21 protein-coding genes and 1 pseudogene are annotated in these 23721 nt (G+C 38.8%); 17 read left to right on the top strand and 5 right to left on the bottom strand.

What is annotated here, in order from left to right; genetic code table 11:
• Positions 1–13: 13 nt before the first annotated feature.
• From ACKWBX_RS09575 to ACKWBX_RS09565, 3 genes are all read left to right on the top strand, one after another.
• Positions 14–526: a hypothetical protein gene (locus ACKWBX_RS09575; RefSeq protein ID WP_413968453.1), complete on the top strand. Its 513-nt coding sequence runs from the start codon at positions 14–16 to the stop codon at positions 524–526.
• A complete protein-coding gene (locus ACKWBX_RS09570; protein WP_413968452.1) occupies positions 519–947 on the top strand; it encodes a hypothetical protein in 429 nt (142 codons plus the stop codon). Before ACKWBX_RS09575 ends, ACKWBX_RS09570 begins: the two co-directional genes overlap by 8 nt.
• 252 nt (positions 948–1199) lie before the next feature.
• Positions 1200–1436 (top strand): hypothetical protein, encoded by a 237-nt coding sequence (locus tag ACKWBX_RS09565; RefSeq protein ID WP_413968451.1) that lies wholly within the window; start codon positions 1200–1202, stop codon positions 1434–1436.
• A gap of 10 nt (positions 1437–1446) precedes the next feature.
• On the opposite strand, the gene ACKWBX_RS09560 is transcribed toward ACKWBX_RS09565, so the two are convergent.
• Positions 1447–2475: a WD40/YVTN/BNR-like repeat-containing protein gene (locus ACKWBX_RS09560; RefSeq protein ID WP_413968450.1), complete on the bottom strand. Its 1029-nt coding sequence runs from the start codon at positions 2473–2475 to the stop codon at positions 1447–1449.
• Positions 2476–2557: 82 nt separating this feature from the next.
• Here ACKWBX_RS09560 and ACKWBX_RS09555 point away from each other — a divergent pair, with 82 nt between their 5' ends.
• Positions 2558–3769 (top strand): RsmB/NOP family class I SAM-dependent RNA methyltransferase, encoded by a 1212-nt coding sequence (locus ACKWBX_RS09555; protein WP_413968872.1) that lies wholly within the window; start codon positions 2558–2560, stop codon positions 3767–3769.
• Positions 3770–3989: 220 nt separating this feature from the next.
• Here ACKWBX_RS09555 and ACKWBX_RS09550 read toward each other — a convergent pair whose 3' ends face one another.
• Positions 3990–4406, bottom strand: coding sequence for a DUF805 domain-containing protein (locus tag ACKWBX_RS09550; RefSeq protein ID WP_413968449.1), 417 nt, complete (start codon positions 4404–4406; stop codon positions 3990–3992).
• A gap of 199 nt (positions 4407–4605) precedes the next feature.
• Between ACKWBX_RS09550 and ACKWBX_RS09545 the strand changes: the two genes are divergently transcribed.
• From ACKWBX_RS09545 to purL, 4 genes are all read left to right on the top strand, one after another.
• A complete protein-coding gene (locus ACKWBX_RS09545; protein WP_413968448.1) occupies positions 4606–5307 on the top strand; it encodes a class I SAM-dependent methyltransferase in 702 nt (233 codons plus the stop codon).
• A 76-nt stretch (positions 5308–5383) separates the two neighbouring features.
• The gene (locus ACKWBX_RS09540) at positions 5384–5923 is read left to right on the top strand and encodes a CIA30 family protein (protein WP_413968447.1); all 540 of its coding nucleotides are present in this window, start codon (positions 5384–5386) and stop codon (positions 5921–5923) included.
• Between the two features lie 9 nt (positions 5924–5932).
• Entirely contained in the window at positions 5933–6307 is a 375-nt protein-coding gene (locus ACKWBX_RS09535) for a hypothetical protein (protein WP_413968446.1), read from the top strand.
• Positions 6308–6443: 136 nt separating this feature from the next.
• Positions 6444–10109, top strand: coding sequence for a phosphoribosylformylglycinamidine synthase (gene purL, locus ACKWBX_RS09530; protein ID WP_413968445.1), 3666 nt, complete (start codon positions 6444–6446; stop codon positions 10107–10109).
• Positions 10110–10138: 29 nt separating this feature from the next.
• On the opposite strand, the gene ACKWBX_RS09525 is transcribed toward purL, so the two are convergent.
• The 3 genes from ACKWBX_RS09525 to ACKWBX_RS09515 all read right to left on the bottom strand — a co-directional run bounded on the left by ACKWBX_RS09525 (position 10139) and on the right by ACKWBX_RS09515 (position 14053).
• The gene (locus ACKWBX_RS09525) at positions 10139–11197 is read right to left on the bottom strand and encodes a serine hydrolase domain-containing protein (protein ID WP_413968444.1); all 1059 of its coding nucleotides are present in this window, start codon (positions 11195–11197) and stop codon (positions 10139–10141) included.
• 26 nt (positions 11198–11223) lie between these two features.
• Entirely contained in the window at positions 11224–12597 is a 1374-nt protein-coding gene (locus ACKWBX_RS09520; protein WP_413968443.1) for a serine hydrolase, read from the bottom strand.
• A 229-nt stretch (positions 12598–12826) separates the two neighbouring features.
• Positions 12827–14053 carry a serine hydrolase domain-containing protein gene (locus tag ACKWBX_RS09515; RefSeq protein ID WP_413968442.1) on the bottom strand — a complete coding sequence of 409 codons (1227 nt, stop codon included), beginning with the start codon at positions 14051–14053 and terminating at the stop codon, positions 12827–12829.
• Positions 14054–14273: 220 nt separating this feature from the next.
• Here ACKWBX_RS09515 and ACKWBX_RS09510 point away from each other — a divergent pair, with 220 nt between their 5' ends.
• The 9 genes and pseudogenes from ACKWBX_RS09510 (at position 14274) to ACKWBX_RS09470 (ending at position 23657) form a co-directional block, all read left to right on the top strand.
• Positions 14274–16085: a helix-turn-helix domain-containing protein gene (locus tag ACKWBX_RS09510; protein ID WP_413968441.1), complete on the top strand. Its 1812-nt coding sequence runs from the start codon at positions 14274–14276 to the stop codon at positions 16083–16085.
• A 2-nt stretch (positions 16086–16087) separates the two neighbouring features.
• Entirely contained in the window at positions 16088–16543 is a 456-nt protein-coding gene (locus ACKWBX_RS09505; RefSeq protein ID WP_413968440.1) for a GNAT family N-acetyltransferase, read from the top strand.
• Positions 16544–16636: 93 nt separating this feature from the next.
• Positions 16637–18409, top strand: a complete 1773-nt coding sequence (locus tag ACKWBX_RS09500) for an AMP-dependent synthetase/ligase (RefSeq protein WP_413968439.1) — start codon at positions 16637–16639, stop codon at positions 18407–18409.
• Between the two features lie 37 nt (positions 18410–18446).
• Positions 18447–18695, top strand: coding sequence for a hypothetical protein (locus tag ACKWBX_RS09495; protein WP_413968438.1), 249 nt, complete (start codon positions 18447–18449; stop codon positions 18693–18695).
• 96 nt (positions 18696–18791) lie between these two features.
• Positions 18792–19244, top strand: a complete 453-nt coding sequence (locus tag ACKWBX_RS09490) for a MarR family winged helix-turn-helix transcriptional regulator (RefSeq protein ID WP_413968437.1) — start codon at positions 18792–18794, stop codon at positions 19242–19244.
• Positions 19245–19259: 15 nt separating this feature from the next.
• Positions 19260–21665, top strand: a complete 2406-nt coding sequence (locus ACKWBX_RS09485) for a 3-hydroxyacyl-CoA dehydrogenase/enoyl-CoA hydratase family protein (protein ID WP_413968436.1) — start codon at positions 19260–19262, stop codon at positions 21663–21665.
• A 38-nt stretch (positions 21666–21703) separates the two neighbouring features.
• Positions 21704–22078 carry a four helix bundle protein gene (locus ACKWBX_RS09480; RefSeq protein WP_413968435.1) on the top strand — a complete coding sequence of 125 codons (375 nt, stop codon included), beginning with the start codon at positions 21704–21706 and terminating at the stop codon, positions 22076–22078.
• 19 nt (positions 22079–22097) lie between these two features.
• Complete coding sequence (locus ACKWBX_RS09475) at positions 22098–23288, top strand: acetyl-CoA C-acyltransferase (protein WP_413968434.1); 1191 nt, start codon at positions 22098–22100, stop codon at positions 23286–23288.
• A gap of 34 nt (positions 23289–23322) precedes the next feature.
• A pseudogene (locus tag ACKWBX_RS09470) lies at positions 23323–23657 on the top strand (four helix bundle protein).
• Positions 23658–23721: the final 64 nt, after the last annotated feature.

The following is a 23721-nucleotide window of genomic DNA, read 5'->3' as shown; positions in this document are numbered from 1 at the left end:
TTGAGAGGATTGAATGAAAACGAATGAAAAAAAAAATCCATTTAAAATCCCGAAAGGCTATTTTGATGGTTTTGGGGATGCATTAAAGGAGCGTCTTTCCAAGCAGGAAAGTATTATTCCCAAAAACGACGGATTTCAAATGCCCGAAGGATACCTTGAAAGCTTACAAAAAAATGTCACTGATAGACTTGCAGGAAAAGAGGCCAAAGTAATTCCGTTAAAATCATATTATCGTTATTATGCGATAGCAGCCGCCATAGCTGCAATGGTTGTCGCGTATTTCGGATTCAATTGGAATACGGAAAAAGAAATACAGTTTACGGGTTTGGCCAGTGCTGAAATAACGGCCTATTTGGAAGATACCGATGCGGGACTATCCTCCTATGAAATTGCAGAAGTATTTTCGTTGGAAGATTTGGAAGTGTCCGATATTATCGATAATAAAATAGAAGAAGAAAATATCTTAGAATATCTCAATGACAATATTGATGATCTGAACGAATTAAATTTTGAAGAAAATGAATAAACTGATACATATCGTAATCTTACTTTTTACCATTACGACCATAGCGCAGTCCAAACATAGTCGGGAAAAAATAAAATCGCTTAAGATAGCCTTCATTACGGAGCGCTTAAATCTTACCACTGAAGAAGCGCAAGCTTTTTGGCCTATATATAACGCACATGAAGAAAAAAAACACGAATTCCGACGAAAAGAGCGAACTGAGATTCATGATAAAATTCGCGAAAGTGCTTTGACCGAAAAAGAGGCCAATGCCTTGGTTGAAAGGCTACTTACCTTAGAAAACGAAAAACATGAAGAACGCATACAGTTCTATAAAAAAATAAATAAGGCGATTCCTTCAAAAAAAGCGATAGCGCTTTTAAAAGTAGAGGAAGAATTTAAAAGGAGGCTTCTTAAACGTGTGCGGGAAGGACCTAAATAGGAAATTTTAATATCCGACAATCTTATAATTAAAAAGGGAGCCCAATATTGGGCTCCCTTTTTTGTAGGTACTATCGTTGAAATACACATACGCTCGGTTACCTGTTACCACCCATCATTACGTTCATCGTCGATAAAATACACTATATCTATCGAAATGTTTTTTATCGAAAATTTAGAGGGAGAGAGCGACCAAAATCTGACCGAAGGTCTTTACTGAGGTAATTTTACATTGTAAGTAAGAGTAAAAACCATGAAAACAATTTTAACAGTATTCTTCATATTCTTTATCGGTTTTGCCGCTATGGCACAAAACACGGCTAAAGAAGTTAAAGTTGCAGCCTTATCTCAAGGTGTTGAATTGAACGTCACTATTAAAAAAAGCATTTCTAGCGAAGCTCAAATTACTAGACTATATAGATTCAAGAACTCTAGAATTAAGAAAGCCTTATCCTTCACCACTAAGGCGAATAGAGCAAAAATGGCATAATTACCAGCGACTATCTAAAACTCAATTTGGCTATTCTATTTTTACCTGCCGCATACGCTGTGCTATCATTTAAAAAACGTATCGTATAAAATCCTTCTTTGGATAATCGTTCCCAAGTAGCTCCCCTATCTTTTGAGTATGAAATCCCGGTAAAACCTATTGCCACTAATCCGTTCCCTCCAGAATTAGGCACAAACCGAATACAACTTTTATATCCTGGCTCCTTACCGTCTGCCAATAGTTGCCATGTTTTTCCTCCATCTTCGGTAATTGCTTTATTTGCTAGGTTCCCATCGGGTTTGGCAAAATCCCCGCCAATGGCAACCCCTACATTTTCATCGTAAAAATCGATAGAAAAGATTCCTTCGGAAGTTTCATCGGTTTTCACCGGTGTTTTAAAACTGGTCCATGTTTCGCCTTTATCCATTGAATATAAGATTCGTTTTGTAGTCGCTATCCATGTTTTATCACCTATAATTTTGATATTGGTATTACTGGCCGCAAAAGCACCCTCGCCTTCCATAAACTCCGGAAGTACGTTACAGGGTAATTTATTCCATGTATTTCCACCATCACGGGTAATGATAATACTCAAGCAACCGTCAGTATTATCCCCAACGGCAACACCTTCTCTATCGTTCCAAAAATTGATGGCATCATAAAAAACGGCATCGCCCTCTTCTATATATACTAGATTCATTCGTCCATTGTCACCAGTTTTATAAAGTAATGCTGGGTTCCCAACAGAAAGCATGAAAAAATCGTTGGAAGTATGCGCGACCGACCTAAATTCCGGAATTACGGTATGGAATTTCATGATATTGGACCGTATTTTCCCTGTAGGTATATCAACCGTACCATATATTCCGCTACTGCCCGCAAAAGCCAAAGTATTCTTATCCAAAAACTCGATTACCCTGATACTGACAGAATCCTCAAAAACCGTTTCAATACGAACGGATGAAAATGAAAGCTTTTTGCTCGACTCGGAACAGGCAAAAAGTATACAAAAAAGTATTAGGAGAGTTAGGTGGCGCATCAATTTAAGTTTCTCAAAAATAAAGGGAATCACTTCTAAAACAATACCTTTGCACACTAATTTTTTAGAGGAGGACATTTGTATGAAACTGCATAGAAACTTGGTTTTTGCCGTAATAGACGCTTTAAATTTGATATTCAATGAAGGCGAATATGCCGATAAAGTGGTGCAAAAAGTATTAAAGTTCGACAAAAGGTGGGGAGCACGCGACCGTGGTTTTATAGCAGAAACCACGTATGAAATGGTACGCTACAAAAGGCTATATGCTGAGATTGCTGAAGTAAAGGCTCCTTTTAGCAGGCCGGACCTGTTTCGCATGTGGGCGGTTTGGGCCGTTTTAAAAGGCATTAAGTTACCGGATTGGAAACAGGTAGAACCTACCCCGGAAAGACGGATCAAAGGAAAGTTCGATGAGCTCTCAAAGATCAGAAAATTTAGGGAAGCGGTTCCAGATTGGATAGATGAACTATGTGAAAAAGCATTGGGAGATAAATTATGGACAGCAGAGTTGGCGAAACTCAATGAACCCGCCGAGGTCATCTTACGGACCAACACTCTAAAAACAACGAAGGAGAAATTACGCAGAACATTATTGGACGAAGGCATTGTAGCCGAGTCCATTAGAGGATATCCGTTAGCGCTACGATTGCCCGAACGCGCCAATGTTTTTGTTACCCAGGCCTTTAAAGATGGTTTTTTTGAAGTACAGGATGCTTCCTCGCAAAAGGTAGCGCAATTATTGGATATAAAACCCGGGCAACGCGTAGTGGACACCTGTGCCGGAGCAGGTGGTAAAACTTTACATTTGGCCGCGCTGACCGAAAATAAGGGTCAAATTATCGCCATGGATATTTATGGCAGTAAATTGAAAGAACTAAAACGCCGTGCCAGGCGTAACGGAGCCCATAATATTGAAACACGGGAAATTGATTCTACCAAAGTATTCAAAAAATTATATGGAAGTGCAGACCGTGTATTGATCGATGCTCCCTGTACCGGATTGGGTGTTCTTCGCAGAAATCCGGATACCAAATGGAAGCTACAACCGGAGTTTTTGGATAAAATCACTAAAGTACAGCACGACATTATCCGCTCTTACAGCAAAATTGTAAAACCGGGCGGTAAAATGGTATATGCCACCTGCTCCATACTACCACAAGAAAATAGTGAGCAGGTCAATTCGTTTTTGACTTCGGAAGAAGGAAAAGAATTTAGCTTGATGGAAGAGCAGAAAATCTACGCTTCCAAAAGCGGATTTGACGGATTCTACATGGCTTTGCTGAAAAGAAAATAGTTCTTTTGCCACGCTACAACAATTGGGAAAGCTGTGTTTTCTAGAAATTTCCCACATTTATTCAAATCGACTCAAACTGTACGAAAGAAATACAGATAACATCGAGTCATTTCGAAATAAGCAAAGCGATTGAGAATTCTTAGACACCTCGAAATCCATTAAACACCATTTAAAACTATCTTTTACGGATAAACTAAATGGTGTTTTTAGGTCCTTCTTCCTATACAATGACCTGTTTAGGGTCTTCTCCGTATTCGTTTTTAGCCTTGTCTCCCTCCGTAGCATAAAAAACAATCAGTATAAGACTGATTAAGGGTACAAAAGCCAACAATATGAATGCACCGGATTTTCCGGTATCGTGCAATCTTCTAATAGCAACAGCCAGACCAGGAATGAATGTTCCCAAGGCGTACAATACTACCAAACCGCCCCCAATTGCGGATATAGCAGGTATATCTGCAACAGCTCCTAAAATAACAACTACATATAATCCTATTATTACAAGAATATTTGTCAACACAAAGTACCAATATTCAGAACGTCTGGCCCTACCACTAAAGTTCGCATAATTTTCTGTCAATACTTTTTTGTACCAATCAAACATTCCGTAATCTTGTTCGTTCTTTACAATTTCCATAATCTTAATTTTTTTGGATAGGTTAAAGTTTAATTTTCAAAGTTGAAATAGAACGATAATATATCCCCGAAATTGTATTTTCAAGTATTGTTTTTATTCTTTGTTTTTTGAAATGGATACTATAATCAAGTCTAAAAATTAGTAATCCGTATCTTTAGAATAACAACCTAACCAAGCAAAAAAATTCATGCTGACTAAAATGAAAAGATTACAACTTGGTTTTTTATTATTTCTATTTACCACAATATCTTTCGCACAAGAAAATATTTACACCTATAAAAAAGGAGACTATAGCGGAATCGGGAAGTGGTATCAAGGTCGTGAAATTGCCCAAGTAATGGGTTATCAAGGCATGTCCTGGCTGGAACGGGACGAACGGGAAAAAGAAGAAAACACGACTGCGCTCCTAGATAATATGAATATTACTGATGCGGATGTCATTGCGGATATTGGGGCCGGCTCCGGGTACCATGTTTTTAAAATGGCAAGAATGGCCACAGCAGGAACTATTTATGCGGTGGATATTCAAGATGAGATGTTGGCCTCCATGAAGGACAAAATCGTCAAGGGCAAGGTAACCAATGTGGAATTGGTCAAAGGAGGCGAAAAAAGTGCCCATCTAAAACCAAATTCCGTGGATAAAGTGCTTCTAGTTGACGTATACCATGAAATGAGTTTTCCCTACGAGTTGATGCTCTCCATCAAAGAAGCAATGCGCGACGATGGCAAATTGTTTTTGATTGAATACCGGGGTGAAGATTTAAACGTACCTATTAAAAAACTACATAAAATGACCGAAGCCCAAGCGGTTTTGGAAATGAAGGCCGTAGGGTTTAAACTGGAAAAAAATAGAACCAATCTGCCATGGCAGCATTGCATGGTTTTTGTGAAGGGTAATTAAAATCCATATTCATTTCCATCTGCAAACTAAGGTCTAAAGTCACCTGTCAATAGATAAAAAATTGTAGTTAATTTAAATGAAACGCATTATAACCCTAGTTCTAATCTTAATCACCTCAACAATGGCATCACAGACCATCATCGATTTGAAAAAAACTCCAACAACCAAAGGTTGGAAAGTAGTGGACGATGTAGTGATGGGTGGCCGCTCCTCGGGAACGTTTGAAATTTCTGAAGAAGGCTACGGCAAATTTTATGGCGAAGTTTCCCTGGAAAACAATGGAGGCTTTTCTTCTGTACGTTATGACGTAGAGCCCTTAAAAGTAGGCCCGAAAAGTAAGATTCAAGTTCGATTAAAAGGTGATGGAAAAACGTATCAATTTCGGGTAAAAGCTAATAAACAAGATTATTATAGCTATATAACGATATTTAAAACCACGGGCGATTGGCAAAATCTAGAATTTGTGCTAGCCGACCTCCACCCTACTTTTCGTGGCCGAAAATTGGACCTGCCCAATTTTGATCAAAACACGATTGAAGAATTGCGTTTTTTGATCGGGAATAAAAAAGCACAGCAGTTTGAACTCTTATTGGAATCAATCAAGATTATACCATAACAAAGCATCATGAAAAAGGTAAAATTCATAATTATTCTGGTATCGCTATGCTCCTGTTCCATATTTCAAGAAAAAGGTATCACCTTCAAAATCACGAACAGTGCTGACTTTCCAATCACCGGTGTGAAAATCTCCACTTCCGAAAATTTAGAAAGTGTCTCTTTTGATAGTATTCAAAAAAATGAAAGTCAAGAAGGGTTCTTGTCCATGAAAAACAACAAGATGGATGGTTCGTATACGTTATCATACACCCACAGAGATGGAAGCACTAAAAAAATCTCAAGTGGCTATTACACTAATGGAACAGTCTTGGATAGCTATATACGTTTTGAAATTACAAATGATTCTGCTTTGGTAAAATTTGGAGAATTTCCTGACTATTAATTTCATTGCTTATTCATTTACCAACTATTAACAACATCCGTTTAAAACTATTAACTTTTTAGCCAGCCCATTACTGATAAATAGCCTTTTAAAAGCTAAATTTGCATTTTCCATTTTTACAAAAGAACACTACTGTATGATTCACTTCTTTGGAAACGTAAACAGCAAGATATTTGCTGTACAAACAGCAGAAGAATTAGCAACCAAAAGCATCTCAAAATTAAACTGGCTTTTCGGTAACCAACCCAAAATAGAACAAGCATCTCTCGATGCTTTTTTTGTTGGTCCACGTGCTGCGATGATAACCCCTTGGAGTACCAATGCCGTTGAAATCACCCAAAACATGGGAATCAACGGGATTATTCGCATTGAAGAATTTGTTGCCATTCCCGAAGATTTTTCAGATTATGACCCAATGATTTCCGAAAAGTTTAAGGGTTTACACCAAGATACATTTACCATTAACATTCAGCCGGAACCTATTTTAAGCATTGAAAATATAGCAACATATAACCAACAAGAAGGCTTGGCATTGAGTGATGAAGAAGTTGCTTATCTGGAAGGCGTTTCAAAAAAAATAGGAAGACCTTTAACCGACTCCGAAGTGTTTGGCTTTTCTCAGGTAAATTCAGAACATTGCCGGCACAAAATTTTTAACGGCACATTCATCATCGATGGAGAGGAAAAACCAACATCGTTATTTAAATTAATCAAAGAAACCTCCAAACAACATCCAAACGATATAGTTTCCGCCTATAAAGACAATGTTGCGTTTATTAAAGGTCCAAAAGTGACTCAATTTGCGCCAAAAAGTGCAGATAAGCCCGATTTTTATACCGAAAAGGAATTTGAATCGGTAATTTCGTTAAAAGCAGAAACCCATAATTTCCCAACAACCGTAGAACCTTTTAACGGTGCAGCAACAGGTTCAGGAGGTGAAATACGAGATAGACTCGCAGGAGGCAAAGGCTCCTTGCCTTTAGCTGGTACAGCAGTATATATGACGTCTTACTCTAGATTAGAAAAAGACAGATCCTGGGAACAGGCATTTCCGGAAAGAGATTGGCTCTATCAAACGCCAATGGATATTTTAATAAAAGCCAGTAATGGCGCTTCGGATTTTGGTAACAAATTTGGGCAACCTTTAATTTGTGGTTCCATTTTAACATTTGAACACGAAGAGGATACCCGGAAATTAGGATTCGACAAAGTCATTATGCAAGCTGGAGGAATTGGCTATGGAAAGACAGACCAGGCTTTAAAAGATACGCCACAAAATGGCGATAAAATTGTAATTCTCGGAGGCGAGAACTACCGTATTGGTATGGGAGGTGCTGCTGTTTCCAGTGCGGATACCGGCGAGTTTGCTTCGGGCATCGAGTTGAATGCCGTACAGCGTTCCAATCCAGAAATGCAGATGCGAGCAGCTAATACCATAAAAGCCATGGTGGAAAGCGATAATAATTTAATCGTTTCCATTCACGACCACGGCGCTGGTGGGCATTTAAATTGCTTATCAGAATTGGTTGAAGAAACCGGAGGACATATCGATTTGGATAAGCTTCCGGTGGGCGACCCTACCCTATCCGATAAAGAAATCATCGGGAACGAATCGCAAGAACGCATGGGCTTAGTGATTCCGGAAAAACACCTGAAAACACTTCAAAACATTGCAGAACGTGAACGCTCCCCGATGTACACCGTAGGGGACGTTACGGGCAATCATCGCTTTACGTTCGAATCTAAAACCAAAGGCAATAAACCTATGGATTTGGCTATGGAAGACATGTTCGGGAGTTCTCCAAAAACCATCATGACCGATACCAGCATTACGGCTAAATATAACGATTTAAGCTACACTCCGGATAATTTCAAAACCTATTTAGAGCAGGTATTGCAACTGGAAGCTGTAGCCTGTAAAGACTGGCTTACGAATAAGGTAGACCGTTGCGTGGGCGGACGCGTAGCCAAACAACAATGTGCAGGTCCATTGCAATTACCGTTGAATAACGTTGGTGTAATGGCTTTAGATTTTAAAGGAAAAGAAGGCATTGCGACTTCTATTGGACACTCCCCGATTTCTGGGTTGATTAACCCCATTGCAGGAAGTAGAAGTAGCATTACCGAGGCGTTGACCAATATAATTTGGGCACCCCTTAAAGACGGATTAAAAAGTGTTTCCCTGTCTGCCAACTGGATGTGGCCTTGTAAAAATGAAGGAGAAGATGCCCGTTTGTACGAAGCCGTACAGGCAATTTCTGAGTTTTCTATCGATTTGGGAATTAATGTCCCCACAGGGAAAGATTCGCTATCTATGAAACAGAAATATCCCAATGGTGAAGAGGTGATTTCGCCGGGAACGGTCGTGATTTCTGCTGCTGCGAATTGTAACGATATTACCAAAGTGGTAGAACCTGTTTTCCAGGCTGATGGCGGTGCTATTTACTACATCAACCTATCGCAAGACCATTTTAAACTAGGAGGAAGTTCATTTGCCCAGATTTTAAATAGAATCGGAAACGAAACTCCTCTGGTACAAGATGCAAAATATGTAAAAACGGTTTTTAATACAATTCAGAAATTAATAAGGGATGGTCAGATTTTAGCGGGTCATGATGTTGCTTCCGGTGGATTAATTACCACTTTGCTGGAATTATGCTTTGCTGATGTTAACCTTGCCGCTGATTTAGATATTTCAAATTTAGGGGAAATTGACTCCATTAAATTATTGTTTTCAGAAAATTCGGGAATCGTGTTTCAATCCAAAGACAATTCGGTAGAAAGTGTTTTGACCGAAGCAAATATCGAATTTTTCAATATCGGAAAAGTTACCAAAAATACTGATTTAATCCTCAAAAACGAAGCGGATACATTTGTTTTAAATGTGCCTGAATTACGAGATATGTGGTTTAAAACTTCCTATTTATTAGACGATAAACAAACCGCAAACGGACTCGCCAAAGACCGATTTGACACCTATAAAAAACAGCCATTAAAATATATTTTTCCAAAAGGCTTTACAGGTAAATTACCAAATAGAGCAAAGTCGAGACCAAAGGCCGCTATTCTTCGTGAAAAAGGAAGCAACTCTGAGCGCGAAATGGCCAACGCCATGTATCTCGCTGGTTTTGATGTAAAAGACGTACACATGACCGATTTAATTTCTGGTCGGGAAACCTTGGAGGATATTCAGTTTTTAGGTGCTGTTGGTGGATTCTCTAACTCCGATGTGCTGGGCAGTGCTAAAGGTTGGGCAGGTGCCATTAAATATAATGAAAAGGCAAATAAGGCTATTATGGACTTTTTTGCACGACCTGATACGCTCTCCGTTGGAATTTGTAACGGATGCCAACTGTTTATGGAATTAGACCTTATTAATCCTGAACACGAAGCGCACGGCAAAATGATCTACAACGATTCCGGAAAGCATGAGAGTAATTTTACTTCAGTAAAAATTCAGAAAAACAACTCCGTTATGTTATCTTCTTTAGAGGGCACCACACTTGGAGTCTGGATTAGTCACGGAGAAGGTAAATTTAGTCTGCCACACTCAGAAAATCAGTATGATATCGTAGCTAAATACGGTTACGAAGGGTATCCTGCCAATCCTAACGGAAGTGATTTTAATACTGCTATGCTTTGTGACAAAACAGGACGCCATTTGGTAACGATGCCGCATATAGAGCGTTCTACGTTTCCGTGGAACTGGGCACATTACCCAAAAGACAGGCAAAACGATACTGTTTCACCGTGGATAACCGCTTTTGTAAATGCCAGGGAGTGGGTGGAAGTAAATAAATAATTGTTTATTTTCAACTTTAATCTAAAATGCTACCGCAACACCGTTTCATAAATCTCGTTTAATAACTCTTGGCGTAGTCTGGAATTGCGCTCATTGAGCAAAATGATGATGCCCCAATTTTTGGTACGGTCATAGCATAATACGGAGGATTGCCCCATGGTATCCCCGGATTTTAGGTACAATACATTCCCTTCGTCCTTTAAAATTCCCAGTCCCAGACCTAATTCCCGACCCGCTTTGGAATACACCATGTGTTCGCTTAATACGGACGCATCGTAAATGGCGTTTCCTTCGTTTAAAATTGCCTTTAGATATACAACCATATCCGAAGCATTCGATTTTATAAGCCCAGCCGGGGCAACAATATTCCATATAAAAAAGTCTTGTTCGCCACCTTCTGGATTGTACGCCGTTGTTTTATGGGGTACGCTAAATGTTTTGGTAAACGTATCGGATAGTTGTAAAGGAGTCAGTATTTTTTCATGTAATAGCTCATCATAGGTTTTACCGTATACCTCCTCGAGAATTTGCCCTAATAAGGTATATCCCAAAGTAGAATAACGGTAGGTACCATAATCCGTTAATTCGGTTGCATTGTTGACCAACATAGTCAACGTTTCCTTGGTGACTACACTGGTCGGTTGTTGTGGATTATCGGCAATAAGTTTTCCAAAATCAATATCCGGGAGCCCGGATTGGTGGGATGCCAAATCCGAAATTTTAATGGTATTCCTGAGTTTTGGATGCAATACAAATTCGTTTGGCAGGTAGCTATCGATTACATCATTCAATTTAAACTTTCTTTCCAAAGCGGCCTGGGCGATTAAATTTGCTGTGATGATTTTAGTGATGGAACCCAATTCAAAAACCGAATTCTTATTGATGGCGACCTCCCCTGCCCGACTCAAATGACCATAGGCAGTATAAAATTCTTGATTTTGATGAATAAACCCCACACTTATGCCCACTTTTGGGTGTTCCGTACGATATTTTTTTACAATGGCATCTATTTTTTGTGCTGTGGTTTGCGCAGTACATAATGTATGTATCATGCACATAAAAATGATGGTTCTAATACTGTTTTTCATGGTTTTATGGATTTTATATGACTTATTTATTTTCTTAAAAAGTTATTGATTTTCTCCACCATAGCTTTGGCATTGCCATTGGTACCGCCCAGTGCAATGGCTTTTTTGTAATTTTTTAGGGCGAGGTCATGCTGTTTGTTGTTCAGATACATTTCTCCTAAACTATCATAGAGATTGGCATTTTCCGGAAATTCAGTTACCGCAAAGGTTAATACCTGTATAGCCCTATCTACGTTATTTTGTTCCCTGTATTGCGCGTAGGCAATTTTATTTAATTCGCTAGGGTCATCAAAAGCATACCTATCCGGTTTCGTTCGTTTTAATTGGGCATAGGCTTCCAAACCTTTTTTTATATCCTTATTAAAAGTACTTATTAAAACATCATAAATAGAATTTTTCACAGTCGAAAATGGCTTTTCCAAAGCGATATCGTGCACCATGTGCCCTAATTTTATCCTAGGACCTGTGTTATTTAATAACATAATGATAATCATATCATTCTTAAAATCGTTGAGCATAATGGAACGGAATCCATAAGATGTACCATCATGCCGTTGTAATTGTTCCTCCTCAAAATATTCGCCCAAAGACGACGCCAGTTTTGGCGCATACGGATTACGCAACAGCACATCAAAAGATGCTTGTGAAATCAGTTTATTTGAATTCATTGCCCTTATCCATTTGTGCAGATCGTTGGCGTTCATCCATAACCAACCACTGATAAATTGTAATTTAGGACAAGGCTTGTTGTCTTTATCATAACAGAACGTTCTGTTGTTATGGGTTTCGCCAGGGTCAAATACGGCAGTATCTAACTGTAAAGGGGTAACTATATTTTCGGTAACAAAAGCTTGAAAGGTTTTACCTGCTACTTTTTCTACAATGAGCCGTTGTAGAAATACATTACTGTTGGTGTACAGAAATTGGGTTCCTGGTTCAAAAACCAAACTATCCGCAGTTCTTAATATCGCCCATGCTTTTTCATCTGTAGTACCAGGAAAATCTATGACTGGTAAACCACTGGCATAATTTAGCAGATGTCTTATCGTAATGTTTTCCGACCACGCCGGTAGTCCCAAATCAAATTTGGACACTGGGTCGTCAATATGCAGCAATCCCCGTTCTTGCAATATCATTATCGCCACCCCATTAAATTCTTTGGCGATAGAGCCAATGTTGAATATGTTGGATTTATCCAACTCACGGGTGTTGTCGGCATCGGTGTATCCAAACGTTTTTTCGTAGACAATGGTATCGTTTTTGGCAACCAGAACGCTTCCATTTAATACGCCGTAATCATATTCGATTTGTAGGATTGAATCTAAAGTTTGAACATATTCTGGTAGTTCTTTTTGATGATTTCCAGGGGATTTACAGGCTTCTATACTAGTGATACTCATTAGTATCATTAGTATTTTGATGTTTGTTAATGGGTTCATAGTATTTAATTATTAATGCGTTATTTTTAATCTGTTATATGAAGCTACGTCACTCTGAGCGTATTACAGGGAGCTCATTCTGAAATATTCTCGCGGGTTTCAATACGATATAGAAACGAGTTCGGCTTATCCATCTAGAATAAAAATAAGCGACTAGTTTTTTTAAAGACTGTACCTTAAACACATTGTTTCATTGTTCTGCTCCATACCTGCCTATGGCGTCCCAAATACTCCACATCACCGGATAGCTGTTTTCTTTTTTAGAATCGGTATTGGTCATAAAAATCCGTCCTGTTTTGGTCTCCGTATTAAAAAAGAGCATGGTGTTGGTGCCTGGGTCGCCTCCTGTATGGCCAATAACATTGTACGCCAATTGTTTCTCGGTAAAAATGCCCACATTAAAGTCTTTTTTCTCCCGAAAAGCCACTTCATTTAATTGCGATTTAAAAAGCTCTTTGTATCCAGTCTGGCTTAAAATGCTGCCATTACCAGAATAGCCCTGTATTAAATCAACTAAAAATTTCCCCATATCCGTACTGGAAGTTATAAGTCCGCCATCGGGGTACGAAAGAATTTTATAGTACGGCAGTTCAAGTTCATCAAAATAGAGTTTGGAATAGTTGGCTACGTTTACCTCCTCAAAAAACCAACCCGTGGCAGACATTTGTAAAGGTTGAAAGATGTGCGTCTTGGTAAATTCGTTAAATGGTTTAACCGAGGCGTATTCTATAATGAGTCCGCACAGTGCCGCCCCTACATTACTGTATTCAAAAAGCGTTCCTGGCTTTCTGTTCGCAAAGACCGAAGCCGTATAGAAGTTACCGTCTGGTTTTAAAACTTCTTGCATATAGCCCGCCAAAGGCATCCAATGCGAAGACGGATTCTGATAATAGGTGCTGTATCTTTTTAAATCTTCCGTTAGGGCAACATCATCCTTATTGGCATAAGCGGTACCCAGATAGGTATCCGTATCTACAATGCTGCTGGTGTGGGTGGTCAGTTGCCTGATGGTAATAATCTCATCCGGGAAATTCGGGTTAACCACGGCAAAGGGCAGGTATTTATTAATGGGGTCGTCCAGATTGAGTAAGCCCATATCCTGTGCTTTTAAAAGTGCCACACCAATGTACATTTTAGATATGGATGCAATATTAATAATGGTCTGCTCGGTATACGATTTTTTGGTATTGATGTCTGCATACCCGAAGCCTTTGTTGTAAACAATTCCTGTGCTATCCACAATAGTGGCAGTAAAGCCGTTAAAAATACCTAAGGCGTAAAGGCTGTCCAACTCCTTATCTATACTTTTTAAGACGGTAGTATTGTTTTCCTTTGATACGGAATATGTTTTTTGATGTTTTTCATTTTTACAGGCAAAACAGAAAATGAATGATAGTGTAATAAGTATATTTTTCATACGATTGATTTGAGTCCAAAGAACTTGTAAATTATATAGTATAACAAGGAAAGTAAGTCGGTTTTCCAAGAATTACAAGTCGGTATTCAGGGAAGACAGATTGAAAATCAAGTTATATATTAATTAATTTAATAAGCTGATAGACAGCTAATTAAATTCAACTATAAAACTTTAAAGTACCGTATCTCTTTAAAATCTATAAATGTGATATATTTAGAGGGTGAAATACGAAACCAAAAACTTATTGTATATCCAAAACCGAAGAAAAGCTATTTTTCTTTTTAATTTTCCAAAAAAATTAGATGGTTTTCTGTTCCTTTTATTTCTAATATGCGGTCTTACCTGTGGCATTGCACAGAACAATACTAAAGACAATATTGAGTTTTTATCCAAAAGTAGTTTTGAAGAGCTGAACAGCGCTTATGATGAATCTAAAGAGAACATTTCTTTAGCCAAGTCTTTTGCACATGCTTTTTTGTTGAAAGCAAAAAAAGAAAAAAACGACCTTAAAAAAGCTGAAGGGTATTACATGGTCGCAGAAAACCTAACCAATGCTTTAGCGTACGATAAGGCTTTACCCTACTTAGATTCTGCAATCGTTGCTTGCAAAAAGAATTATACAAATATCTTACCGGCTCAAGCGCATATTTTAAAAGCAAACATCAATGGGGCGCAAACCAATTTTACGATCGCGATGGATGAGTTGACGATAGCTGATGACTACGCCCGTAAAACCAAAAATATAGACCAACAATACGATATAAAGTATTTTATCGCTCTATTAAAATCTAGTGTAGGAGAGCATCAGCAAGGGCTTTCATTATTAAGCGAGGTAGTAGCGTACCATAAAACCAAATTCCTTAAAGATAGTACCGCTAGTAGATGGTATTTGCAAGCTCTTTTTGCACAGGCAAATCAATTAATTGCGTTAAAACAGCCAGATTCTTCATTAGTATATTTGAAAAAGGCTATGGCGAAAGCACTACAATTAAACGATAGTATTTTATATAGCAGAATGCTACTTTCTACTGTAAAATCGCTTAACGCAAAATCTGAGTACCAATCTAGTATTGATTCTTTACTAAAATACGAGGCTATTTTAAAAGAGAAAGAAGTGAGAATTGGTACAGAATTGAGAATTGCCTTCTGGTACGGAAATACCTATTTTAAACAAGGAAAAAAGGAAATTGCGCTACCTTACCTGAAAAAAATGGATTCCTTAGCGTTTGCAGATTCTTTTTTTGTGGAAAGTTTTAGAGAAAACTATGAATTTTTAATCACTTATTATAAAGAAAAGAAAGATACTGAGCAGCAATTGTTCTACATTAACAGGTTGCTTCAGGTAGATGAAATTTTGGATAAGGATGAAGCCTATTTATCCAAAAAATTGCATAATGATTATGATACCCCCAATTTAATACGTGAAAAACAACAACTTATCAGTAAATTAGAAAACGAGAAAAGCACGAGTAAAATTGTACTTATTTTACTTTCTATCTTTTCTGTTGGATTGATTGCCTTACTTCTTTGGAATTACAAAAAACAGAAAATCTACAAAAAACGATTTTATAAATTGTTAGAAAAAACTGAAACAAAGCAAGAGTCTATTACCAATAATGAAACTTCTGGACACATTGCCGAATACTCAAAATCTATTGACGTACCTGAAGACATTATTCAGGACATATTACAACAACTCAACACCTTTGAAACTACCAACGGATTCCTCAAAGCTGACCTTTCCTTAGGAGTTCTCGCCAAAGAATTCGGTACCAATTCCAAATATTTTTCCAAAATCATCAATACCTATAAAAACAAAAGTTTTAGTCATTACATCAACGACCTACGGGTTAATTATGCCGTAGATGCACTTAAAAACAATCCTAAATTCAGAAAATACACCATAAAAGCCATTGCCAATGAAGCAGGTTTTAACACCACCGAGGCCTTTAGCAAATCCTTTTATAAAAGCACAGGGATTTATCCGTCTTTTTTTTTGAAACAGCTTGATAAAAAATACAATATTACATAATAATGACCATTAGAAAAGCACTCAAAAAAGATGTCCCTTTTATTGTTGAAATGATTGCCGATGATGAACTGGGCAGACTACGTGAAAATTATAAGGATCCCTTGCCCAAAGAATACTACAACGCTTTTGAAAATATTGCTGCCGACTCCAACGAGGAATTGATGGTCATGGAAAACGACAAAGGTAAAATTATTGCAACCCTCCAATTGAGCTTTATCCGATATTTAACCTACCAAGGAGGTATTCGCGCTCAAATCGAGGCGGTTCGTATCCACAACGAGCATCGTGGCAAAGGTTTGGGCAAAATATTCTTTGAATGGGCGATTAATCGTGCGAAAATAAGAGGTGCACATGTGGTGCAACTGACAACTGACAAAAAACGTCCAAAAGCACTTCGGTTTTATGAAAAACTTGGTTTCAAAGCTTCGCATGAAGGAATGAAACTTCATTTATCATAAAATATTGGCAATTATTTAGCTTGGTTTTTAGAGATGCCATTTTAAAATCCCGCTTGCTTTCCCTATTTTGCAATTACTAAAAAGATACTTAGTATGCAAAAAGTTACCCGTCTTTTCGATTTTCCGTATTACCAATTGGAGAAATATAATCTGGATAAAGCTCTTGTCACCAAATACAACGGCAAATGGGTAGCTACTTCCACGCGTGAATACATAGATAAGGCCAATACCATAAGTAGGGCATTGTTGCGCATGGGGGTCACACCCAACGATAAGATTGCCGTAATCTCTATGAACAACCGTACGGAGTGGAACATTATGGATATCGGTATTTTACAGACAGGTGCGCAGAGTGTCCCTATTTACCCCACCATATCCGAGGATGATTATGAATATGTTCTAAACCATTCCGAAGCAAAATTTTGTTTTGTCTCCTGCAACGAAGTGCATGAAAAAATGATGAAAATAGCTTCCAAGCTAAAGAACCTTGAGGATATTTTCTCTTTTGATGATTTAAAAAATTGCAGAAGTTGGAACGAGGTACTGGAAAAAGGAAAAGATAAGGGAAATCAAGATGAAGTTGAAAAAAGAAAGGATGCCGTAAAATCATCGGATTTGGCAACGCTCATTTATACTTCAGGAACCACTGGAAGACCTAAAGGCGTGATGCTGTCACACGAAAATTTGGTAAGCAATGCTTTGAATAGTGAAGAACGAATTCCCGTAGAAAAGGGCAATGCCGATGCGCTCAGTTTTTTGCCACTTTGCCATGTCTATGAACGTATGCTCATTTATCTCTATCAATATTGTGGTACAAGTATCTACTATGCGGAATCTATGGATAAAATCAGCGATAATCTTAAGGAAGTCGCTCCACATGTAATGACAGCGGTACCTCGACTGTTGGAAAAAGTGTACGATAAGATTATAGCAAAGGGTAGTGAGTTATCCGGCATTAAAAAGAAATTGTTCTTTTGGGCAGTTGACCTCGGACTCAAATACGAGCCTTATGGGAAAAACGGCTGGTGGTATGAACAAAAATTAGCATTGGCAAGAAAACTGATTTTCAGCAAATGGAAAGATGGTCTCGGAGGCAATTTAGCGGTCATAGCATCTGGGAGTGCAGCACTCCAGCCTCGCTTGGCCCGTATTTTTAATGCAGCGGAATTTGGGTTGATGGAAGGATATGGCTTAACGGAAACCTCTCCCGTAGTTTCCGTAAACGATATGCGAAACGGCGGATTTAGAATTGGTACCGTAGGAAGGCCCATCTCAAATACCGAAGTTAAGATTGCGGATGACGGTGAAATATGCATCAAAGGCCCGCAGGTGATGATGGGTTATTATAAAGATCCTGAAAAAACCGACGAGGTAATTATCGACGGGTACTTTCATACTGGGGATATCGGGGAAATTGATGCAGATGGGTTTTTGAGAATAACCGATCGTAAAAAAGAAATGTTCAAAACATCCGGTGGCAAATATGTTGCCCCGCAACTATTGGAAAATAGGTTTAAACAGTCACGATTTATTGAACAATTAATGGTGGTAGGCGAAGGCGAAAAAATGCCAGCAGCATTGATCCAGCCCGATTTTGAATATTTAAATCAGTGGATAAAGGAAAATAATATTACCATTCCCGAAAATTCCGATGTTACGGTAAATGAAAAGGTATTGGAGCAATTTCAACATGAGGTAAACATGGCCAATGAAAGTTTTGCCAAGTGGGAAAAAGTGAAACAGTTTCGTTTGACACCGGATGTTTGGAGTATTAATGACGGGCATTTAACTCCCACCATGAAACTGCGCAGGAAAATTATAAAAGAAAAATACATTGAACTTTACAATGATATTTACGGGCATTAAAATACTTATATCGTATTTCATTTAATCAAAGTAAATTATGGCATATGAAAAATATTCCACTCGCCAACTTCAGAAATACAAAAAAGTCTTGCTTGTTTTGGGTATTGTTGGCCTAGTAATCATGTGCGTCATGTTAGGTGCGGGACTTTATCAAACGGCTCATGGTTCTAACAACAATTTCATTATTTATTTAGTTCCTATTTTGGGACCCTTGGTAGTTCTACCTTCCATTTTTTCATCCAATATTGAAAAGGAAATCAAAAAAAGGGCACAACAGAATTCTTGAGACTTTACTTTCACAGCTAATTATAGTTTAAAAATTACCTTAATTTATTATGCATGCATAATAAATTTTAATATATTTGAGAGCCAATTAAACTTTATGAGGGAAATCACTATTGATTATGCGCTTCGGGCCACATGGCAAGCTGTAGCACGTATGTACAATGAAGAGGCAAAGGATTTTGACAGCACTATGGCAGTAGGTTTTACCCTATTGAGCATAGATCCCAAAACGGGAACACCATCAACAGCTTTAGGTCCCAAAATGGGAATGGAAGCTACTAGCCTGTCCAGGATTCTTAAAAGTATGGAAGAAAAAGGGTTGATAGAACGAAAACCGAATCCGGCCGATGGTCGTGGAGTTTTGATTCATCTCACCGATTTTGGACTGGAAAAAAGGAACGATTCTAAAAATGTAGTCCTACGATTTAATGAAGTTGTAAAGGAAAACGTATCAGAAGAAAAATTAAATCATTTTTTTGAAGTGACGGATACTATAAACAAATTGATAGCGGACAAAAATATATATTCAAAAAATTCTTCAAATCACTAATAGCAGTTTAATATAATGAACAAGCATATTAAAAGAGTAGCGGTAATCGGTTCGGGTATCATGGGAAGCGGTATTGCATGCCATTTTGCCAATATCGGGGTAGAAGTTCTACTTTTGGATATTGTCCCGAGAGAGTTGACCGACAAGGAAAAGGCGAAAGGACTTACCTTAGAGGATAACGTAGTGCGTAACCGCTTGGTAAACGATGCGCTGACAACAGCCTTAAAATCGAAACCCTCCCCTATTTACCATCAAAAATTTGCTAATCGCATTACCACCGGAAACTTAGAGGACGATATCACAAAGGTCTCCAAAGTGGATTGGATCATTGAGGTAGTCGTGGAACGATTGGATATCAAAAAACAGGTTTTTGAAAACCTTGAAAAACATAGGACGCCGGGCACATTGATCACTTCCAACACTTCCGGTATTCCCATAAAATTTATGTCCGAAGGACGAAGCGATGACTTCCAAAAACATTTCTGCGGCACGCATTTCTTTAATCCAGCTCGGTATTTAAAGCTTTTTGAAATCATTCCGGGACCAAAAACCGCTCCGGAAGTACTTGACTTTTTAAACGGATATGGAGAACAATTTCTTGGGAAAACTTCTGTAGTCGCAAAGGATACGCCTGCATTTATCGGAAACCGCATCGGAATATTCAGTATCCAAAGCCTTTTCCATATGGTCAAGGAAATGGGGATGACCGTTGAAGAAGTAGATAAGTTGACAGGCCCCGTTATTGGAAGACCAAAATCTGCCACCTTTAGGACCGTAGATGTTGTGGGCTTGGATACCTTGGTCCACGTGGCCAACGGTATCTCGGAAAACTGTAAGGAGGATGAACGTCATGCTTTGTTTTCGCTACCAGACTTTATTTCCACGATGATGGATAATAAGTGGCTGGGAAGTAAAACGGGACAAGGATTTTACAAAAAAACGAAGGACGATAAAGGCAAGACCGAAATCCTCACTTTGGACTTGGATACCATGGAGTATCGGTCTAAAAAAAGTGCCAAGTTCGCCACTTTGGAATTGACGAAAACCATTGACAAAGTTGTTGACAGGTTCTCCGTTTTGACCGGGGGAAAGGACAAGGCCGGTGAGTTCTACAGAAAGAGTTTTGGAGCGTTGTTCGCTTATGTATCACATCGTATTCCTGAAATTACCGATGAATTGTACAAAATAGATGATGCCATGAAAGCCGGCTTTGGTTGGGAGCATGGACCGTTCCAGATTTGGGATGCCGTTGGCCTGGACAAAGGCTTGGAATTTATCGCTGCTGAAAATCAAAAAGCAGCATCATGGGTTGCCGAAATGAAATCCGCAGGAATCAATTCCTTTTATTCGGTCAAGGACGGTGCTACTTATTTCTATGATATTCCTAAAAAAGAAATGGTAAAAATCCCCGGACAGGATGCTTTCATCATTTTGGACAACATTAGAAAATCCAACGAAGTCTTTAAAAACAGTGGTGTTGTGGTGGAAGATTTGGGAGATGGAATCTTGAATGTGGAGTTCCAGTCCAAAATGAATACCATTGGCGGCGACGTGTTGGCAGGATTGAACAAAGCGATCGATCTGGCCGAAAAAGATTTTCAAGGACTGGTGGTCGGTAATCAAGCGGCAAACTTTTCTGTTGGGGCCAATATCGGAATGATATTTATGATGGCCGTGGAACAGGAATATGACGAGCTCAATATGGCCATTAAAATGTTCCAAGATACCATGATGCGCATGCGATACTCCGCAATACCTACAGTTTCGGCTCCGCATGGGATGACCCTTGGTGGAGGCTGCGAACTTTCGCTTCATGCGGATAAGGTAGTCGCTGCGGCAGAAACTTATATCGGTCTGGTAGAATTCGGTGTCGGGGTAATTCCTGGTGGTGGTGGTTCCAAAGAATTCGCTCTGAGGGCACAGGATTCCTTTAGAAAAGGTGATGTAGAACTGAACGTGTTGCAAGAATATTTCTTGACCATTGGGATGGCAAAGGTATCCACATCGGCCTACGAAGCCTATGACCTTGGGATTCTCCAACACGGAAAGGATATTGTAGTTGTCAATAAAGACCGCCAAATAGCAACAGCCAAAGCCCATGCAAAATTAATGGCCGAAGCCGGATATACGCAACCTGTGAAACGAAAGGACATTAAAGTTCTTGGAAAGCAGGCGCTAGGAATGTTCTTGGTAGGAACGGACTCCATGGAAGCGAGCAATTACATCAGCGAGCATGATAAAAAAATCGCCAATAAACTGGCGTACGTAATGGCCGGGGGCGATTTGTCGGAACCTACACTAGTAAACGAGCAATATTTGTTGGACTTGGAACGCGAAGCTTTTTTATCGCTCTGTACCGAAAGAAAAACATTGGAGCGTATTCAACATATGCTAAAGACGGGGAAACCTTTAAGAAATTAAGTTAGTATTGAGGTTTTAGTATTGAGAAATAATAGGTTATGCATAAAGTTGAAGATTTAAAGATTTGGAATAAAGCAATTAAGCTTGTGAAAGAAGTTTATTTGATCATTTCTGAATTACCAAAAGAGGAAAAATTTGGAATTGTCTCACAAATAAAAAGAAGTGCTGTCTCTATCCCTTCAAATATTGCGGAAGGTGCCGGTAGAAATTCTCAAAAAGAGTTTAAATACTTTTTAAGCATTGCCAATGGTTCCGCTTACGAACTGCAAACGCAGCTAATACTAATTATTGAGCTAAATCTAATAATAAAAGAAAAAGTACAACCTGTTATTGAATTGTGTGTTGAAATTCAAAAAATGAATTATAGTTTTCAAAAATCTTTATCGAAAACAGAACTACATACTCAATACTAATAACTAGTATCTAAATAATATGAAACAAGCATATATAGTTAAAGGATATAGAACGGCGGTAGGAAAAGCACCTAAAGGTGTATTCCGGTTCAAGCGAACGGACGAATTGGCCGCGGAGACCATTGAGTACATGATGAAGGAACTGCCCGATTTCGATAAAAAACGAATTGATGATGTCATTGTGGGCAATGCTATGCCGGAAGGTTCCCAAGGATTGAATATGGCTCGCTTGATTTCCTTAATGGGATTGGACATCGTAGATGTTCCCGGTGTTACGGTAAACCGTTTCTGCTCTTCGGGAATCGAAACCATAGGGATAGCTACGGCCAAAATTCAAGCTGGAATGGCGGATTGTATCATCGCAGGTGGCGCGGAAAGCATGAGTTCTGTCCCGATGACAGGCTATAAGACGGAACTAAATTATGATTTGGTAAGCGAAGGTCATGAAGATTATTATTGGGGCATGGGGAACACGGCGGAAGCGGTAGCCCAAGAGTACAAAGTGTCCCGTGAGGACCAAGATGAGTTTGCTTACAATTCTCATATGAAAGCATTAAGGGCACAGGCCGAAGACAGGTTCCAAGACCAAATAGTACCTATTGAAGTAGAGCAGACCTATATTGATGCCAATGGTAAAAAAGCCACGAAAAAATATACCGTAACCAAAGATGAGGGACCAAGAAAAGGCACTTCGGTCGAAGTATTGAACAAATTGCGCCCCGTTTTTGCTGCCGGAGGTAGCGTTACCGCAGGGAATTCCTCACAAATGAGTGACGGTGCCGCTTTTGTGATGGTGATGAGCGAGGACATGGTGAAAGAATTGAATTTAGAACCTATTGCCCGTTTGGTGAATTATGCCGCTGCAGGTGTCCCACCACGAATTATGGGAATAGGACCTGTTGCCGCCGTACCAAAAGCCTTAAAACAAGCTGGTCTAAAGCAAGATGATATAGAACTAATCGAATTGAACGAAGCATTCGCTTCACAATCCTTGGCGGTAATTCGGGAACTGAAGCTTGATCAAGACATTGTAAACGTAAACGGTGGTGCTATCGCTTTGGGCCATCCTTTAGGGTGTACAGGCGCAAAACTATCAGTGCAACTCTTCGATGAGATGCGTAAGCGCAATATGCAAGGGAAATACGGCATGGTTACCATGTGTGTAGGAACAGGACAAGGAGCGGCAGGGGTTTATGAGTTTTTATCCTAGAGGAGAAAAGACCCTAGAAAATAGAATATAGACTGTGAAAAGACATAATTATAAGAATCTGAAAATCTGGAAATTGGGTTTAGAAATAACCAATGATGTATCTGACTTGTTATTAAATTTTCCGAAACATGAACGTTATGATTTGAGCTCACAATTAAGCAGATGTTCCGTTTCTATGCCAAGTAATGTAGCTGTGAAGGGTCAGCAAGGACCGATAAATCTTTTAAACACTTTATAGACATTGCTTTAGGCTCCTCATTTGAATTAGGAACACAACTTTTGGTCGCAAAACATAGAAATTATATTAATACTGAAAAACTAAATTTATTAGAAGACAAGATTGAAGAATGGCAAAAGATGACTAGATGACTATGAGTTTTCAGAATAGTCTCAAATAAGTCTTTTTTCTTTTATCCATCTTCTCAAATCATAT

The organism is Maribacter algae (assembly GCF_047345745.1).
In the GTDB taxonomy this organism is placed as follows: Bacteria; Bacteroidota; Bacteroidia; order Flavobacteriales; family Flavobacteriaceae; genus Maribacter.
This window is presented reverse-complemented; position numbering and strand designations above follow the sequence as displayed.